At 68.5% G+C, this 17,046-nt stretch carries 11 protein-coding genes and 1 pseudogene; 7 read left to right on the forward strand and 5 right to left on the reverse strand.

Features of this window, described 5'->3' with window-relative positions; all coding sequences use genetic code 11:
* The 6 genes and pseudogenes from Q0S71_RS10145 to cueR all read left to right on the forward strand — a co-directional run.
* Positions 1 to 676 (forward strand): annotated as a pseudogene (locus Q0S71_RS10145) (hypothetical protein); the annotation flags it as partial.
* Between the two features lie 284 nt (positions 677 to 960).
* Entirely contained in the window at positions 961 to 2,544 is a 1,584-nt protein-coding gene (locus Q0S71_RS10150) for a ShlB/FhaC/HecB family hemolysin secretion/activation protein (RefSeq protein ID WP_295994451.1), read from the forward strand.
* Between the two features lie 118 nt (positions 2,545 to 2,662).
* The gene (locus tag Q0S71_RS10155) at positions 2,663 to 9,043 is read left to right on the forward strand and encodes a filamentous hemagglutinin N-terminal domain-containing protein (RefSeq protein ID WP_295994453.1); all 6,381 of its coding nucleotides are present in this window, start codon (positions 2,663 to 2,665) and stop codon (positions 9,041 to 9,043) included.
* Complete coding sequence (locus Q0S71_RS10160; RefSeq protein ID WP_295994455.1) at positions 9,012 to 9,851, forward strand: FecR family protein; 840 nt, start codon at positions 9,012 to 9,014, stop codon at positions 9,849 to 9,851. The genes Q0S71_RS10155 and Q0S71_RS10160 overlap by 32 nt, the downstream gene beginning before the upstream one ends.
* Positions 9,852 to 9,939: 88 nt before the next feature.
* On the forward strand, positions 9,940 to 12,219 hold the full coding sequence (locus Q0S71_RS10165; protein ID WP_295994457.1) for a cation-translocating P-type ATPase: 2,280 nt from the start codon (positions 9,940 to 9,942) through the stop codon (positions 12,217 to 12,219).
* On the forward strand, positions 12,219 to 12,620 hold the full coding sequence (gene cueR / locus Q0S71_RS10170) for a Cu(I)-responsive transcriptional regulator (RefSeq protein WP_295994459.1): 402 nt from the start codon (positions 12,219 to 12,221) through the stop codon (positions 12,618 to 12,620). The genes Q0S71_RS10165 and cueR overlap by 1 nt, the downstream gene beginning before the upstream one ends.
* Positions 12,621 to 12,661: 41 nt before the next feature.
* Here cueR and Q0S71_RS10175 read toward each other — a convergent pair whose 3' ends face one another.
* The 3 genes from Q0S71_RS10175 to Q0S71_RS10185 form a co-directional block, all read right to left on the reverse strand.
* Positions 12,662 to 13,423, reverse strand: a complete 762-nt coding sequence (locus Q0S71_RS10175) for a sulfite exporter TauE/SafE family protein (protein ID WP_295994461.1) — start codon at positions 13,421 to 13,423, stop codon at positions 12,662 to 12,664.
* Between the two features lie 156 nt (positions 13,424 to 13,579).
* A complete protein-coding gene (locus tag Q0S71_RS10180) occupies positions 13,580 to 13,780 on the reverse strand; it encodes a heavy-metal-associated domain-containing protein (RefSeq protein ID WP_295994462.1) in 201 nt (66 codons plus the stop codon).
* Between the two features lie 87 nt (positions 13,781 to 13,867).
* Entirely contained in the window at positions 13,868 to 14,134 is a 267-nt protein-coding gene (locus tag Q0S71_RS10185; RefSeq protein ID WP_295994464.1) for a type II toxin-antitoxin system HicB family antitoxin, read from the reverse strand.
* 332 nt (positions 14,135 to 14,466) lie between these two features.
* Between Q0S71_RS10185 and Q0S71_RS10190 the strand changes: the two genes are divergently transcribed.
* Complete coding sequence (locus Q0S71_RS10190) at positions 14,467 to 15,546, forward strand: DUF5694 domain-containing protein (protein ID WP_295994466.1); 1,080 nt, start codon at positions 14,467 to 14,469, stop codon at positions 15,544 to 15,546.
* A 4-nt stretch (positions 15,547 to 15,550) separates the two neighbouring features.
* Here Q0S71_RS10190 and Q0S71_RS10195 read toward each other — a convergent pair whose 3' ends face one another.
* Both Q0S71_RS10195 and Q0S71_RS10200 read right to left on the reverse strand, forming a co-directional pair.
* Positions 15,551 to 16,225 (reverse strand): hypothetical protein, encoded by a 675-nt coding sequence (locus Q0S71_RS10195; protein WP_295994469.1) that lies wholly within the window; start codon positions 16,223 to 16,225, stop codon positions 15,551 to 15,553.
* 58 nt (positions 16,226 to 16,283) lie between these two features.
* The coding region (locus Q0S71_RS10200) for an SUMF1/EgtB/PvdO family nonheme iron enzyme (RefSeq protein WP_295994472.1) at positions 16,284 to 17,046 on the reverse strand (763 nt) is incomplete at its 5' end.

Raw genomic sequence — 17,046 nt, forward strand, 5'->3', positions numbered from 1 at the left:
CGCGCAGACCGCAGCCGACCAGGCGGCCGCCGCCGCCAAAGCCGCCGCCGATGCCAAGGCGGCCGCCGATGCCGCCGCCGCCGCAGCAGCAGCAGGGAACCAGAGCGCCGCCGACCAAGCCGCCGCCGCCGCAAAAGCGGCGGCCGACGCCAAGGCCGCTTCCCAGGCCGCCACGGCGGCCGCGCAAGCCGCCGCCACGAAGGCCGCCGCCGATGCCTCCGCCGCCCAGTCCGCCGCCGCGCAAGCGGCTGCCGACGCCGCGGCGAATGCGGCCGCCGACGCCTTCGCCGCCGCCCAGGCGGCCTCCGCGCAGGCAGCCGCCGATGCGGCCGCCCAAGCCGCCGCCCAGGCCGCCGCCGCCGCTGCCGCGCAAGTCGCCGCCGGCTCGGCCGACCAAAGCAATCCGGGCAACAAGCCGGTGGCGCAGGCGCTCAATTCGACCGTCAACATCATCAACACCTCGGTCAGCCTGGCGGCCCGTCCACCCGGCATCGACACCAGTTCCACGCTGCTGGCCAGCAACGCCGGTAGCGGCGGCGGCTCGGGCGGCGCCACCGGCGGCCCCGTCGCCACCACCACCGACAAGAAAGACGACAGCAAGAAGGACGACGGCACGGTGGCCAGCAGCAGCGGCGTCAAGAAGGACGACAGCGCCAAAAAAATGTATTGCAACTGACGGTGGCCTGGCGGTCGAAAGGAAAATCTTAATTATTTGACTGAGTAAATCGCATAAATCCCACACATTATGGAATTGAGTACTCACGAACAAATAAATTTCCCTATGAGAATGATAGGATGGCGAAACACTGACGCTGCCGGCCATCGACCGCATCTCGCGTGGCCTGGCCGGCCGCCAGAGGGCGCCTCGACCCCGTGCCCGCGATGGAGACGACCGCCGTGGCTGGACCACCGGTGATCCGCGTGGCATCCGATTACGATAAAAACTCTAAGAGCCGACCCATGAAACAGTGCATAGCGCGCCTGCTTGCAGGTTCCCTTCTGGCCGCCGCCGTGACGGCCGCGTGGTCCGCCGATGCCGGCCGCGATGACCTCCATTTCGACATCGCCCGCTTCGACGTCAGCGGCAACACCTTGCTCACGCCGCAGCAGATCGAGCAGGCGCTGGCGCCGTATGCCGGCCGGCAGCGCGATTTCGGCGACGTCCAGCGCGCGCTCGAAGCGCTGGAGGCGCTGTACCACAAGCGCGGCTACGGCGTGGTCACCGTCGAGCTGCCGGAGCAGGAATTGAAAAGCGGCGTGGTGCAGCTGAAGGTGGTGCAGGCCACCATCGGCCGCGTCAAGGTCACCGGCAACAGTTATTTTGACGAAGCCAATATCCGCCGCAGCCTGCCCGGCTTGCAGGAAAACCAGACGCCGAACCTGAACCGGGTCTCGAACAGCATCAAGCTGGCCAATGAAAATCCCAGCAAGAAAGTCAATCTGAAGCTGCAAAGCGGCGAGAAGGACGACGAGGTCGACGCCACGCTCGACGTGGCCGACGAACGTATCTGGAAAGCCATGCTCAACGCCGACAACACCGGCACCGGCCAGACCGGCAAGACCCACATCGGCGTGGTGCTGCAAAACGCCAACCTGTGGGGACTGGACCACGTCGCCAGCCTGCAATACACCACCTCGGGCGAGGAGCCGAGCCGGGTCAAGGTCTACGGCGCCGGCTACCACATCCCGCTGTACGGCCTCGGCGATTCGCTCGACTTCTACGGCAGCTATTCGAACGTCGATTCCGGCACCGTCACGGCCGGCACCTTCGACCTGGCCGTCAGCGGCAAGGGCGCCGTCTACGGTGCGCGCTACAACCAGAACCTGGCCAAGCGCGGCGACTACGAGGCCAAGCTGCTGTACGGCGTCGACTACAAGGCCTTCAAGAACAATGTCGAACTGCTGGGCCAGCAGCTGGGCAACGACGTCACCGTCCACCCGCTCAGCGTGACCTACGTCGGCATCCTCGGCCTGCCGGGCGGCGAGGCCAGCGGTTCGCTGACGCTGGTGCGCAACGTCTCCGGCGGCACCAACGGCGGCCAGGACGATTTCACCCGCGCCCGCGCCGGCGCCAAGGCCGATTACACGCTGCTGCGCTTCGCCGGCAGCCTGACGCACGCGCTGAAAAACGACTGGCAATTGCGCGCCATCGTCAACGGTCAATACAGCGCCGATGCGCTGATCCCCGGCGAGCAGTTCGGTGCCGGCGGCGCGACGTCGGTGCGCGGCTTTATCGAACGCGAAATTTCCGACGACTCCGGCGCCGCCGTCAACGCCGAAGCGTACACGCCGAACTGGTGCCAGAAATTCGCCAGCTGGAATTGCCGCGCGCTCGCTTTCTACGACACGGCTTATGTGTCGCGCAGCCACGCGCTGGCCGGGGAGTTGCACAGCACGTCGATCGCCAGTGCCGGCCTCGGCTTGCGCGTGCTGATGGGCAGCAATGTCAATGTGCAGCTCGACTACGGCCACGTGCTGCGCGCCGGCGCCACCGGCGATGCGGACGGCAACCGTTTGCATGCCCGCCTGAACCTGGCGTATTGAAGCGATTGATGTTGTCAGCCCATGCTGTAAACCGATGAAGTGCTCAATACCTCGCGCAAAAAGCGTGTTGCTGTGAGTTGCCGCTGTGAGTTTGTTCGATGGTTTTGAAAAGTAGACAATGAAAAAAGTATCCGTAGTCAGCGCAGCCGCAGGCGCCCCTCCCGTGTCGCGCCAGCTGCCGCGCAAGATGCTGGCCGCCGTGGTCGCCGCCTGTTTCGGCGCCGCGCAAGCCCATCCGGTGGCGCCGCAAGTGGCGGCCGGGCAGGCAAGCTTCAATCAGCAGGGCAATCTTTTTTCGATCACGAACACGCCCAACACCATCATCAACTGGCAAAGCTTTTCCATCGGCGCCAACGAAGTGACGCGCTTCATCCAGCAAAACGGCGACAGCAAGGTGCTTAACCGCATCACCGGCCAGGATCCCAGCCAGATCCTCGGCGCGCTGCAATCGAACGGCAAGGTGTTCCTGATTAATCCCAACGGTGTCTTGTTCGGCGCCGGCGCGCGGGTCGACGTCAACGGCCTGGTGGCGTCGAGCCTGAATATCAGCAACGCCGATTTCCTCGCCGGGAAAAACAACTACACCGGCGGCGCCGGCGCGGGCAGGGTCGACAACCAGGGCGCGATCACGACGCCGGACGGCGGCCAGGTCTTCCTGATCGCGCCGAACGTGGCCAACAGCGGCATCATCATGGCGCCCAACGGCCAGATCATCCTGGCGGCGGGCGAGAGCGTGCAGCTGGTCGACTCGGCCCATCCGGACGTGCAGGTGCGGATTTCCGCGCCCGCCGACCAGGCGCTGAACCTGGGCCGCATCGTGGCGCAGGGCGGCAGCGTCGGCATCTATGGCGCGCTCGTCAACCAGCGCGGCCACGTCAGCGCCGACAGCGCCGTGCGCGGCGACGCCGGCCAGATCATCCTCAAGGCCAGCGGCACCATGCTGCTCGAAACGGGCAGCACGACCACCGCAACCGGCGCCGGCGGCAAGGGCGGCACCATCGAGTTGCTCGGCCAGCAGGTCGGGCTGACGGGCAACGCCAGCGTCGACGCCAGCGGCGCCAGCGGCGGCGGCACGGTGCTGGTCGGCGGCGATTACCACGGCTTGAATCCGGCGCTGCCCAACGCGCAGTTCAGCTACGTCGGCGCGGACGCGGTGATCGCGGCCGACGCCCTGCAATCGGGCGCGGGCGGCAAGGTGATCGTGTGGGCCGACCAGGCCACGCGCGCCCACGGCAGCATCTCGGCGCGCGGCGGCGCGCAGGGCGGCGACGGCGGCTTCATCGAAACCTCGGGCGCTTATCTGGACGTGGCCGGCATCCGGGCCGGCACGGCGGCCGCGCACGGCAAGCTGGGCCAGTGGCTGCTCGATCCGGACGACATCGTCGTCGCCACCGGCGGCAGCGCGGAGCTGCCCGACGTCACCACCTTCGGCGCCGGCTCGGGCACCAGCACCATCGATCCGCTCGCGTTCCGCGATAGTGCGGACACCGTGGTGTTACAGGCAAGGAACAGCATCGCCTTCAATAGCCCGGTCGCCATGAGCTACCTGGGCGCCGGTTTGAGCGCGCAGGCCGGCGGCGACATCGCCGTCCACGCCACCATCGGCACCAACAGCGGCCCGGTGTCGCTGTCGGCCAATGACAGCGGCGGCAGCGCGCTCGGCGTGGGCATGGTGCACGTCTACGGCGGCGGGGCGATCGACACCCGCTCCGGCAGCAGCGGTGGCGCGGCCATCACGCTGAGCGGCGCCGCCGTCACGGCGGGAGACGGCTTGAATGCCGGCGGCGGCGCCATCACGCTCAGCGCCACGGGCGGCGGCACGCCCGCCAGCGGCAAGATCAGCGCCGGCGCCTTGTCGGCCGATACGGCCACGCTGACGGCCAGCAACGACATCACGTTCAACGGGCCGGTCAACCTTGCCCATTCCTCGGGCACGGCATTGACGGCGTATGCCGGCAACAACATCACGCTCGGCGCCGGCTCCGGCATCACCACGGCCGGCGGCGGGGTAACGCTGTTCGCCACCGGCGCGCTCGCCGTGGGCGCGGGCAGCGGCGGCATCAGCACCGACGGCGGCGCCGCCCTGTTGTACGGCGCCAGCGTTTTATTGGCCGACAATGTCGACGCCGGCACCGGCCAGATGACGGTGCAGTCCAACGTGGCCGGCGACGCGATCACCGTCAATGCCGGCGTCACGCTCAGCAGCGGCGGCGCCGAGCTGCAAGCCGACAGCATGGCCCTGAACGGCACCGTTCATTCGTCGGGCAATGTGATGATCGGCACCTTTTCCGATGCCACCGCCATCCATCTGGGCGCCGGCGCCACCAGCGGCGCCGGCGTGCTGGGCCTGAGCGACAGCGCGCTGCACAACATCAGCGCCGGCCAGATCGTGGTCGGCGCCCGCCCGGGCGGCTACAGCGGCACGGTCAGCGTGACTGGCGCGCTCAACCTGACCGGCGGCGCGGGCTTGCAGGTGCTGGCCGGCAGCATCGCGGTCCACGCGCCGCTGACCGTGGCCCAGAACGTGTATTTGACGTCCAACGCGGCCAACGGCGCGATCACCGTCGATGCCGGCGCCACCGTGTCCGCCAGCGACATCCAGCTGATGGCCGACAGCATGGCGCTCAATGGCCATGTCAATTCGCCGGGGCGGGTGATGCTCTACACCTTTTCCAATGGCACGGCGATCAATCTGGGCCACAACGCCGTCAACGGCACCGGCGTGCTGGGCCTGAGCGATACCGCGCTGCGCAACATCGGCAGCCCGCTGATCGGGATCGGCAACCGCGAGGGCTACACCGGCGCGCTCACCGTCACCGGCGCGCTGAACCTGACCGGCAGCGCGGCCGCCAGCGCCCAATTGCAGCTGGGCGGCGGCAGCATCGCCATCCACGCGCCGCTGACCGTGGCCCAGAACGTCGATTTGCTGGCCGGCGGCGCCGTCACCGAAAACGGCGGCGGCACCATCACCGCGCCGCAGTTGTCGTTCCTGGGCGGCACGGTGACCCTGGGCGGCGCCAACAGGGTCGGCAAGCTGGCGGGCGTGGCCGCCGGCGATGCGCTGTTCACCGATGCCGGCAGCGGCAACCTGCTGCTGGGCGATGTCGACGGCAAGTCCGGCGTACGGGCCGATGGCCATACCGTCACGCTCAACGCCGGCGGCAATATCAGCCAGAACAACTACGGCTACCTGATCGCGTCCAAGGTGGTGCTGAACACGCCGGGCAGCGTCGACCTGACCGAGGCCGGCGGCACCAACCAGATCGGCGTGCTGGAGGCGCAGAGCATCGGCAGCCTCAGTCTGGCACAAATGATGATGCCGGTGACGCTGGGCGGCGACGGCAAGGGTGTCACCCTGAAAAGCGGCGGCGGCAGCGGCCGTGCGATCACCGTCACCGACAGCGCCGGCATCACCGTGGCGCAGGCGGTCAACGGCAACGGCGCGCCGGTCAGCCTGAGCGGCGGCAATATCTTCATCGGCAACGAGCTCACGCCATCGTCCGCGTCCGTCGGCGGCAGCGTCGTCGGGCTGATGGCCAGCGGCAGCCTGACGATGGCCGGCGGCGCCTCGGTGTCGGCCAGCGGCACGCTGAACATGGTCGCCGACACGATGACCCTGCCGACCGCCGCCGCCATCAGCGCGCCGGCCGTCTTCATCGCGCCGTACACCGGCGGCCGGGCGGTCAGGCTGGGCGGCAGCGACGGCGGCGACCTGAATGTGTCGCCCGATGCGCTGGCCGCCATGTCCTCGGCCAATATCGCGATCACTTCCACGGCCGGGGTCACGGTGGCGCAAGCGGTGACGCTGCCCGGCGTCGCGCTGAGCCTCGATGGCGGCACGGCCGGCATCTGGGTCGACGCGGCGCTGAGCGCGCGCACGCTGCGGCTGACCGCGGACCAGATGGGCTTTAGCGACATTCTCAGCGCCGACCTGGCCAATTTCACCAACGCCAGCCCCAACTTGCCGATCCGGGTGGGTTACGTCGACGGCGCCTGCAGTCCGTCCTGTCTGGCGCTGAACGATTTGTCGTTCGTGCACGTGCCCGTCATCGGCATCGGCACCTTCAGCGGCGACGCCGCCTCCGGCGCGATCACGGTGGCCGGCTTCGACGCCGGTGTGCACCCGCTGACCAGCGGCCCGCCGCCCGCGACCATCACCACCATCGGCTTGCTGACCCACGCCGGCATCACCCAGACCGGGCCCATCGTGGTGTCCAAACTGGGCGTGCAGGCCGGCGGCACGGTCCTGCTGGATAATTCCGACAACGCGATCGACAGCGTGGCGGCGCTGCTGACGGCCGGCGATTTCACCCTCGCCAGCGGCAACGCGCTGGCGGTGACGCGGCTCAAGGGCGGCGACCCGGTGGCCGGCCTGCTGTATGACGTCAACGGCATCAGCACGCCGGGCAATGTCACGCTGACGTCGGCCGGCGCGATCACGCGCAGCGCCACCGGCGCGGCGGACGCCGGCATCAAGGCGGCCACCCTGACGCTGGTGGCCGGCAACGGCATCGGCGCCGCCGGCGCGCCGCTGATGACCAGCGTGGTGACGCTGGACGCGACCAACGAGATCGGCGTCAACGGCGCCAGCCCTATCAACATCAGCAACACCGACCAGAACGGCGGCACCACGCAGATGACGGTGGCGCGCGCCTGGCAGAGCGCCGACGGCGGGGCGCTCAACAGCGGTCCGATCACCATCGAGAACACCGGCGCGATGCTGGTCGGCGAGGGCAACGGCGTGCGCACCGACAGCGGTGCGATCACGCTGCATACCCACAGTCCGCTGACCATCGACGGCCCGGTCAGCAGCACCAACGCGCACGGCGGCGTCATCACCTTGTCGGCGGGGCCGAGCGGCAGCGACGACACGCTGACCATCGCCAACGGCAATCTGGTGACGACCACGGGCGCGATCGCGCTCAACGCCGGCGGCGACATCGTCGTCAACGGCGCCAGCGTGGCGGGCAATGTCACCACCACCGGTAACCAGAACGCGCCGCCGCCGCCGGACCTGCCGACCTGCATCGCCAACCCCAGTGCCGCCGGCTGCGCCGCCGTGCTGCCGACGTTGAACAGCTGCGTCGTCAATCCGACCCTGGCCGGCTGCTCGGTGGTCTTGCCGACGCTGGCCAGCTGCGCCGTCAATCCGACGGCGAACGGCTGCTCGGTCGTGCTGCCGACGCTGGGCAGTTGCACCGCAAATCCAACGGCGGCCGGTTGCTCGGTCGTGCTGCCATCGCTGGCCAGTTGCACCGCCAACCCGACAGCGGCCGGATGCTCGGTGGTGTTGCCGACGCTGGCCAGTTGCAGCGTCAATCCGACGGCGGCTGGATGCTCGGTGGTGTTGCCGTCGCTGGCCAGTTGCACCGCCAATCCGGGCGCGGCCGGTTGCTCGGTGGTGTTGCCATCGCTGGCTAGTTGCACCGCCAATCCGACGGCGGCCGGTTGCTCGGCCGTGCTGCCGGCGCTGGATGCGTGCATCGCCAATCCGACGGCGCCGGGCTGCACCGCCGTGCTGCCGCCGGTATCGGCCTGCGTGAGCAATCCATCGGCCGCCGGCTGCTCGGCGGTGTTGCCGTCGCTGGCCGTGTGCACCACCAATCCATCAACCGCTGGTTGTTCGGTGGTGTTGCCGACACTGGCCGCCTGCACCGTCAATCCATCGGCCGCCGGCTGTTCGACGGTGTTGCCGTCGCTGGCCGTCTGCACCGTCAATCCATCGGCCTCCGGTTGCTCGGCGGTGTTGCCGACGCTGGCCGTCTGTACCGTCAATCCGTCGGCCGTCGGTTGCTCGGCGGTGCTGCCATCGCTGGCCGCCTGCACCGTCAATCCATTGGCCACTGGCTGCTCGGCGGTGCTGCCGTCGCTCAGCTCTTGCACGGCGGCGTCGACCTTGGCCGGTTGCTCGGTCGTGCTGCCGACGCTGGCAACGTGTGTCGCCCATCCATCGGCGGCCGGCTGCGGCATCGTCTTGCCGTCGCTGGCGCAGTGCAGCAGCACGCCATCGCTGGCCGGCTGCTCTGCCGTGCTGCCGACGGTGGCGCAATGCACGGTCACGCCGACGGCGGCCGGTTGCGCGTCCGTGCTGCCGTCGCTGGCCCAATGCACGGCGACGCCATCGCTGGCCGGCTGCACCACGATGCTGCCGCCGACCGATATCTGCGCGATCGCGCCGAACTCGGCGCTGTGCCAGGTGCTGATCCCGCCGGTCGCATCGCAGCCGACGCCGAACGCGCCGCTGACGGTCGCCCTCAACCAGACCGTGCAGCTGGTCAATTCCACCGCGCCGAGCACGATCTTGAATGTGGTGCCGCCAACGCCATCCACCGGCGGCAGCGGCGGCAATAACGGTAGCAACGGTAGCGCCGGCAGCAGCGGCGGCAACAGCAGCACCTCGTCCACGCCGGACGACAAGGTCGCGGATAAATCCACGGCGCCGACTTCCACCAATCCAGGAGTAGCAAATGAGCCCGCTAAGAAAATGTACTGTAATTAAGGCCTTGCTGCTGCTGGCGCTGCTGTGCGGCGGCTCGCTGGCATGGGCGGCGCAGGTGGCCGGCACGGTGATCCAGCTGAGCGGGCCGATGCTGGCCAAGAAGGCCGACGGCGGCCTCAAGATCCTGTCGCTGAAGTCGGAAGTCGAAAGCGGCGATACGCTGGTGACGGAAAAAAACACCTACGCCATGATTAAGTTCATCGACAACAGCGAGATCACGCTCAAGCCGGCGACCACGTTCAAGGTCGAAAACTTCGCCTTCGACGCCGGCAAGCCCGACGGCGACAGCGCCAGCTTCAGCCTGGTCAAGGGCGGCCTGCGCTCGATCACCGGCCTGCTCGGCAAGCGCAACAAGGAACGCTTCGCCCTGAAGACGCCGACGGCCACCATCGGCATCCGCGGCACCACCTTCATCGTCGATTACGTGGAAGCGTCGGAGGAGGCGGTCGCGGCCGCGCGGCACGCTTACTGGATGGCCAGCACGGCCGCGCTGGGCGACGCCGGCGTGGCCGGCGTGGTGCCGCTGCAACTGGCCCAGCTCACGCCGCCGACGGCGCCGGGTGGACTGCCGCCCGGCCTGTACGTGCAGGTGATCGATGGCTTGATTAATGTGAGCAACAGCGGCGGCTCGACCAATTTCGCCGCCGGCCAGTTCGGCTACACCCCCAGCATCAAACAGCCGCCAGTGATTTTGCCGACCAATCCCGGCTTGAAATTCACGCCGCCGCCGACGTTCAGCGCGCCGGCCGGCGGCAGCGCCGCTTCCTCGTCGTCGAAGTCGGGGAGCGTCGATTGCGTCGTGCGCTGAGGGGGGGGCGTCCGCCTGAAATAGCGCTTGACCTTCCCATCATGGGATACTTGATGCTGTCACCATCGCAGCCCTTTCGAGTATCGCCATGAAGCCAGCCCTGTCCCCTCCGCCCCCGCCGCCCGCCGTGCTGTCGATGAAAATCGACGGCATGACGTGCGCCTCCTGCGTCGCCCGCGTCGAAAAAGTGCTGGCCAGGGTGCCGGGCGTGGACAAGGTCAGCATCAACTTGGCCACCGAGATGGCGCGCGTCGAATCGGCCGCGCCGCTGCCGTTCGAGACGCTGCGCCAGGTGGTCGACGAGGCCGGCTATGCGGCCAGCGCCGTCGTCGATCAGCCTGACGCGGCCAGCGAACGGCGCGGCGCGGCGGCCGCGTCCGACCGCAGCCGGCGCGACGGCCTGCTGGTGCTGGCCGCCGCGCTGCTGTCGCTGCCGCTGTTGATGCCGATGCTGCTGGCACCGTTCGGCCTGCACGCGATGCTGGACGGCCGCCTGCAATGGGCGCTGGCGACGCCGGTGCAGTTCTGGCTCGGCGCGCGGTTTTATCGCGCCGGCTGGAAGGCGCTGCGGGCCCGCGCCGGCAATATGGATTTGCTGGTCGCGCTCGGGACCAGCGCCGCCTATGGCCTGAGCGTGTGGCAGCTGCTGGCTCATGCAACGCTGGCGGCGGCGGGCCACGGCGCCATGCCGCCGCTGTATTTTGAAGCGTCGGCCGTCGTCATCACGCTGGTGCGGCTGGGGAAATGGCTGGAGTCGCGCGCCAAGCGCCAGACCATGGCGGCGATCCGCGCGCTGCAGGTGTTGCGGCCGGAATCGGCGCGGGTGCGGCGCACCACGGCGGCGCAGCTCGTGGAGGAGGTCGACGTCGCCATCGATGAGGTGGGCGCCGGCGCGCTGGTGGTGGTGCGTCCCGGCGAGCGCATCGCCGTCGACGGCGTGGTCGAGGAGGGCGCCAGCGACGTCGACGAATCGCTGCTGACCGGCGAGAGCCTGCCGGTGGCGCGCCGGGCCGGCGACCGGGTGATCGGCGGCGCCATCAACGGCGACGGCCTGCTGCTGGTGCGGGCCACGGCCGTCGGCGCCGAGGCCACGCTGGCCCGCATCATCCGTCTGGTGGAGGAGGCGCAGGCGGTCAAGGCGCCGATACAGCAGCTGGTCGACCGCGTCAGCGCCGTGTTCGTGCCGGTGGTGCTGGTGCTGGCCGCGCTCACATTCTGCGGCTGGGCGCTGGCCGGTGGCGACGTCCAACTAGCCATCATCAACGCGGTGGCGGTGCTGGTGATCGCCTGTCCGTGCGCGCTCGGGCTGGCGACGCCGGCCGCCATCATGGCCGGCACCGGCGTGGCCGCGCGCCACGGCATCTTGATTAAGGACGCCGAGGCGCTGGAGCTGATGCACCGCGTCGGCACCGTCGCCTTCGACAAGACCGGCACCCTGACCGAAGGCAAGCCGGCCTTGCTGGCATTGCTGCCGTTTGACATCGACGCGGCCCGCCTGCTGCAACTGGCGGCCGCCGTGCAGCGCGGCAGCGAGCACGCGCTGGCGCGCGCCGTGGCCGACGCGGCGGCGCCCACCATCGCCAACGCCGCCGCCGCGCCGCCGCTGCCGGCCACCGATGTGCGCGCGCTGCCGGGGCGCGGCGTCGCCGCCAGCGTCGACGGTGAGGCGCTGATACTCGGCAGCGCGCGGTTGATGGAGGAACACGGCATCGCGCTCGCGCCGCTGGCCGCGCGCGCGGCCGCGCTGGAACGGCAGGGCCACACGATAGCGTGGCTGGCGTCGACGACGCCGCATCGTTTGCTGGGCATGCTGGCCTTCGGCGACCGCCTCAAGCCCGGCGCGCAGGCCGGCATACAGCGCCTGCACGCCCTGGGGATAGACACCGTGCTGCTGAGCGGCGACAACCAGGGCAGCGCCGATAGCGTGGCCGGCGCGCTCGGCATCGCCACGGTGCACGCGCGCCTGCTGCCGGAAGATAAAACGCGGCTGGTCGCCGCGCTCAGACAGGGCGGCGCGCGGGTGGCGATGGTGGGCGACGGCATCAACGACGCGCCGGCGCTGGCGGCGGCCGACGTCGGCATCGCCATGGGCGGCGGCACCGACGTGGCGATGCAGGCGGCCGGCATCACGCTGATGCGCGGCGATCCGGCGCTGGTGGCCGACGCCATCGACATATCGCGCCGCACCTACGCGAAGATACGGCAGAATTTATTCTGGGCGCTGATCTACAATCTGGTCGGGATACCGCTGGCCGCTTTCGGGCTGCTCAATCCGATGGTGGCGGGGGCCGCGATGGCGCTCAGCTCCGTGAGCGTGATCGGCAACGCGCTGCTGTTGCGGCGCTGGACACCGCGGGGAGGCAAGTGATGAATATCGGGCAGGCGGCGGCGCGATCGGGCGTGACGGCCAAGATGATACGCTACTACGAAAGCATAGAATTGATCGCGGCCGGGCGGCGCAGCGAGGCCGGTTACCGCATCTATGGCGACAACGATCTGCACGCGCTGCGCTTCATCAAGCGGGCCCGCTCGCTGGGTTTTTCGCTGGAGCGGATACGGGGCTTGCTGTCGCTGTGGCAGAACAAGGGCCGCGCCAGCGCCGACGTCAAGGCCATCGCGCTGGGCCATGTCGAGGAGCTCAACGCGCGCATCGCCGAGTTGACCGAGATGCGCGACACGCTCGCCGGCCTGGCGCTGAGCTGCCACGGCGACGAGCGGCCCGATTGCCCCATCCTGCGCAGCCTGGACGCGGGCGATAAACCCTGCTGAGGTTGAGCGTGCGCCGGCGGCCGAATTGGTGTACCGCCGCTTCAGCGCATAAACATCCAAACGGTCAGCACGGCGCCGACGGCGACGACGAAGCCGCGCATGACTTTTTCCGGCAGCCGGTGCACCAGCCACGAGCCGCACAAGCCGCCGGCGATGCCGCCCACGCACAGGGCGATCGCGGCCGGCCAGCTGATTAACGCCGAGGTCGCGAAGATCAGCGTCGCCGCCGCGTTCATCGCCATCGCCAGCACGTTCTTGGTGGCCGTGGCGGCGCGCACCTGCTGGCCGGCGATGGTCAGCGCGGCCAGCATCAGGAAGCCGATGCCGCCGCCGAAATAGCCGCCGTAGACGGCGATGCAGCTCTGCGCCAGAATCAGCACGCCGCGCGGCATGGCGCTGACCGCGTGCAGCGGCTTGCGGCGGAAGCTGCCCCACGCGAACACGCTGGTGGCGAACAGCACCAGCCACGGCACCAGCCGTTCAAAGAAGGAGGCCGGCGTATTGAGCAGCAGCACGGCGCCGAAGATGCCGCCGATCAGGCTGATGATGAACATCTGCCTGAACGTCAGCGGCCCGACGTCGGCCACCAGGCTGCGGCCGGCGTAGGCCGAGGTGGTCTGGCTGGGGAACATGGCGATGGTCGATGTCATGTTGGCGGCCAGCGGGTTGAGGCCGGCCAGCAGCAGCGCCGGAAAGGTGATGAAGGAGCCGCCGCCGGCCAGCGCGTTCTGGACGCCGGCGAACAGGCCGGCGGCGGCGATCATTAATACGAGGTGCAATTCGAGCGGCGGGACGGGTGGCATGGGCTGGGCGCTGGCGCGTTGGGTGGTGGTGTAAGGGGAAGGGTCCGGCGATTATAACCGTCGGCACGGGGTGCCGACATCGGCGCCCACGGCGGCGCCCGCATCCCCGCCATCGTCCGCCGCGCTGCCGCGCTGCCGCAGTGGTGCCGCCGCGGCTCAGGCGGCGCTGAGCACCGGGTAGCCGGCTTCGACGATGGCGTCCCTCAGCGGCGCGAGCGCGCTGGCGCTGGCGATCGTGACGGTCTTGCTGGCCAGGTCGATATCGACGGTGGCGGCGGCGTCGACCGCCTTGACGGCCTTGGTGACGGCGCCGACGCAGTGGCCGCAGCTCATGTTTTCAACGTGTAATTGGTACATCGCGATACTCCCGGTGTGGTGACGATGGTGGCATCGTAATCCTTCCTGTGGGGGGAAGGTCCAGGCTTATCGTCGGGAGCGGCGGGCCTATAGCTTGGCCAGGTCGAGGCTGACCAGCGCCCAGATGCCGCCGGCGTAGTCGGGTTCCTTCGACAATTCCTCGACCGGCGACGGCCTGATCTCGAACGGTTTGCCTTGCCGCAGCAGCGTACCGACGTGGCCGTAGATGGCGTCGGTGACGTTGCGCATGGCGTGGTCTATGGTTTCGCCGGTGGAAACGCAGCCGGGAATGTCGGGCACCGTCACGCCATACTTGCTGCCCTGGTTTTTCTGGATCAGGATGGGAATGTCCACGGACTTACCTCAGGGCTTACCTCGACGACGGCGGCGGCGCTTTCGGCGCCGGAAATTGTCTCTAGTGTCATACAGGACGCAGGCGATATCAAGTTTTTTCGTGGCGGCGGGCGCGCCGGTGTTGCGCTGCGGGAGGCCGCGACCGCGCGCCGGCGCTCAGCTCGCGGCCTTCGGCCCGCCTTGTCGCAGGCCGGGCGCCGTCCATCTCACCCATCTGCTTTCTGCGCCAGCCAGGCGGCGGTCTGTCGCACGCCCACGCAATCGGGAAAACAATACGGTATTGTTAATGATCCATATTCGACCATTCAAACCCCACCCAGTTCAGGAGCCCCATGCGTTGCCTACTCGTTCCCCTGTTTTTTGCGCTCAGCGTTCAAGCCCCGGTATTCGCGGACGAAGCGGCCACACCGGAATTCGCTCCCGCCGCGTTGAAACTGGCGCGGGGACACATCAACGAGGTGATGGTGTTGGGCACGCCGCATTTGTCGCAGCTGCCGAAGTCCTTCGACGTATCCCAATTAAGCCTGCTCAATGAGCGGCTGGCCAACTGGAAGCCGCAGGCCATCGCGATAGAGGCGCTGTCCGGCTTGCAATGCGCTTATCTGCGCAGCTACCCGCAACGCTACGGCGACACGGTGCGGACTTATTGCCGCGATACGTCGGCCGCCAAAGCGGCGACCGGCCTCGATATTGTCGAGGCCGCCGCGCAAGCGGAACACTTGCTGAGCCTCTGGCCGGCATCGCCGTCCGCCGTCCAGCGGCGTACGCTGGCGTCCCTGTTCCTGGCCGCCGGCGAACCCGCCTCGGCAGTGGTCCAATGGCTGCGCCTGCCGGTGGACGAGCGCCGGGCCGGCGACGGCTTGAATGAAGCGCTGGTGGCGACGCTTAATGCGCTGAAGGAGCGGCGTGACGAGAGCTATCTGATCGCCGTGCCGCTGGCCGTACAAAGCGGGCTGGAACGCGTGTACGCCATGGACGACCACACGGCCGACCAGCCCGATGTCGACGAAAAAGCCTATGGCGCGGCGATCATGAAGGCGTGGAATAATCCGTTTACGGCGCAACGCAAACGGATGGACGATGCGCTGGAAAGCCATCTGGACACGCCGGCCGGCGTTGTCGCGATGTACCGTGCCCACAATGAACGCGGCATCGCCACGCTGATTTTCCAAAGCGATTTCGGCGCGGCCCTCGAAGAACCGTCGCCGCAACATTTCGGCCGTGGCTACGTCGCCTATTGGGAGACGCGCAATTTACGGATGGCGTCGAACATCCGCGAATCGATGACCACGCCCGGCATCCGTACCCTGGTCATCGTTGGCGCCTCGCACAAAGCCTATCTGCAAGCCTATCTGAACCAGATGCACGACGTCCGCATCGTCGGCACGGACGATTTATTGCAGGGTCGATGAGGCCTTAATTCGCCGTGGCCGCCGTCATGCGCCGCACCGTCAGTTCCAGGTTCGAATAGCTGCTGCGGACGCCGCGCGGGGCGCTCGATTTCGGGTCCGCCAGCGGCACGGTGGCCGTGGCCGCGTAATTGTTTTTGGGCGTCAGCGTGATCTGCACCGACTTGCTGACGTTGCGCTCGATATCCTCGCTCTTGCCGGCGCAGGCGCCGCTCGTGCATTCCTGTTTTTCCGTGTAATCGATCTCGAATTCCAGCGTCACGACGTAGGAGCCGCTGCTCAGCTTGACCGGATTGTTGGGCAACTGCGCCAGCGCCAGGCGCAGCTTGGCCGAGCGGGACGCCGCCAGTTCATACACGCCCACCACGTTCGCCTTGGGTTTGAAGCCGGCCAAAGTCTCGCTCAGCTTGAGCACCTGGAACAGATTTTTTTGATACGACGCCAGGCGCTGCGCCTCTTCGCCCGCCTCGCGTTTTTGCAAAGTTTGCAGGCGCTTGATTTCCTCAAGACTCGGACCGGGCGGCGCCGGCGGCTCCGCCGCGACGGGCCGTGGCGCGGCCGCCTGCGCACCCGCATCGGTCTTGACGCTGGGGGCAGGCGCGGGAGGCGCCACTTCCGGGGCGGCGCAGGCGGCGAGCAGGATCACGAGCAGGTAAGCACAGGCGCGGAAGGGGATGTTCATACGGTTTCGGTCTCCAATGGATGACGTGGGCCTGCTGACGGTCTTGCTCTTGGCCTTGCTATTTACTCAGGCGGAATCCGACGCGGGGATCGCCCTTGCCGCGCTCGCCGGAAGTGCGCGCCATCGGCCGCACGTCCACGCTCATGGAATCGAAGGCGCCGCCTTTCTGTACCTTTTTCTTGCAGCCCGCATCGTTCAGGGCCACCGCATCGGCGCCCTCGTGCGTGGGCTGCCAGCAATCGGCGACCCATTCGTAGACGTTGCCGACCATGTCGTACAAGCCGCCGTAGGCCGTGTAGCTGCCGACCGGCGCCGCCTGTGGATGGTCGCCCAGCGTGCCGCACTGGCCGCAGTGGGCGCGCTTGTCGCCGATGCGGTCGCCCCAGGGATACACGGTGGTGGCGCCGGCGCGGGCCGCATATTCCCACTCCGCCTCGGAGGGCAGGCGGTAGCCGACGCCGGTCTTGGTCGACAGCCAGGCGAGGTAGGCTTGCACCGCGTCCCAGCTGACGTTGGTGACCGGCATATTCCCGACGCTGCCGATGCCGGGCGGCGCCGTGCAAGCGCCGTCGGCCACGCACATCTGCCATTGTTCCACCGTGACTTCATAGGCGGACAGCTCGAAGGCGGCGACCGGCTGTTCCATGCCGCCATATTCTTCCGGCGCGGCGCCACGGTCGCCGGGCTGCGAACCGACGCGGTAGCTGCCGGCCGCGATCTTGACCATCACCGGGCAGGCGTCGCTGCCGTCGGCGCGATGGAGCGGGCAGGGCGGCGGTCCGGCCGGCGCGACCGGGGCGGCCGGCACAGCGGCGGCGGCC

It is taken from the genome of Rugamonas sp. (genome assembly GCF_025354735.1).
Lineage (GTDB): Bacteria > Pseudomonadota > Gammaproteobacteria > Burkholderiales > Burkholderiaceae_D > Rugamonas.

Excerpts from the sequence above, each read along its gene's own strand:
- Q0S71_RS10195 (WP_295994469.1), bottom strand. The coding sequence starts at position 16,225 with ATGAACATCCCCTTCCGCGCCTGTGCTTACCTGCTCGTGATCCTGCTC.
- Q0S71_RS10155 (WP_295994453.1), top strand. The coding sequence starts at position 2,663 with ATGAAAAAAGTATCCGTAGTCAGCGCAGCCGCAGGCGCCCCTCCCGTG.
- cueR (WP_295994459.1), top strand. The coding sequence starts at position 12,219 with ATGAATATCGGGCAGGCGGCGGCGCGATCGGGCGTGACGGCCAAGATG.
- Q0S71_RS10165 (WP_295994457.1), top strand. The coding sequence starts at position 9,940 with ATGAAGCCAGCCCTGTCCCCTCCGCCCCCGCCGCCCGCCGTGCTGTCG.
- Q0S71_RS10180 (WP_295994462.1), bottom strand. The coding sequence starts at position 13,780 with ATGTACCAATTACACGTTGAAAACATGAGCTGCGGCCACTGCGTCGGC.
- Q0S71_RS10160 (WP_295994455.1), top strand. The coding sequence starts at position 9,012 with ATGAGCCCGCTAAGAAAATGTACTGTAATTAAGGCCTTGCTGCTGCTG.
- Q0S71_RS10190 (WP_295994466.1), top strand. The coding sequence starts at position 14,467 with ATGCGTTGCCTACTCGTTCCCCTGTTTTTTGCGCTCAGCGTTCAAGCC.
- Q0S71_RS10150 (WP_295994451.1), top strand. The coding sequence starts at position 961 with ATGAAACAGTGCATAGCGCGCCTGCTTGCAGGTTCCCTTCTGGCCGCC.
- Q0S71_RS10175 (WP_295994461.1), bottom strand. The coding sequence starts at position 13,423 with ATGCCACCCGTCCCGCCGCTCGAATTGCACCTCGTATTAATGATCGCC.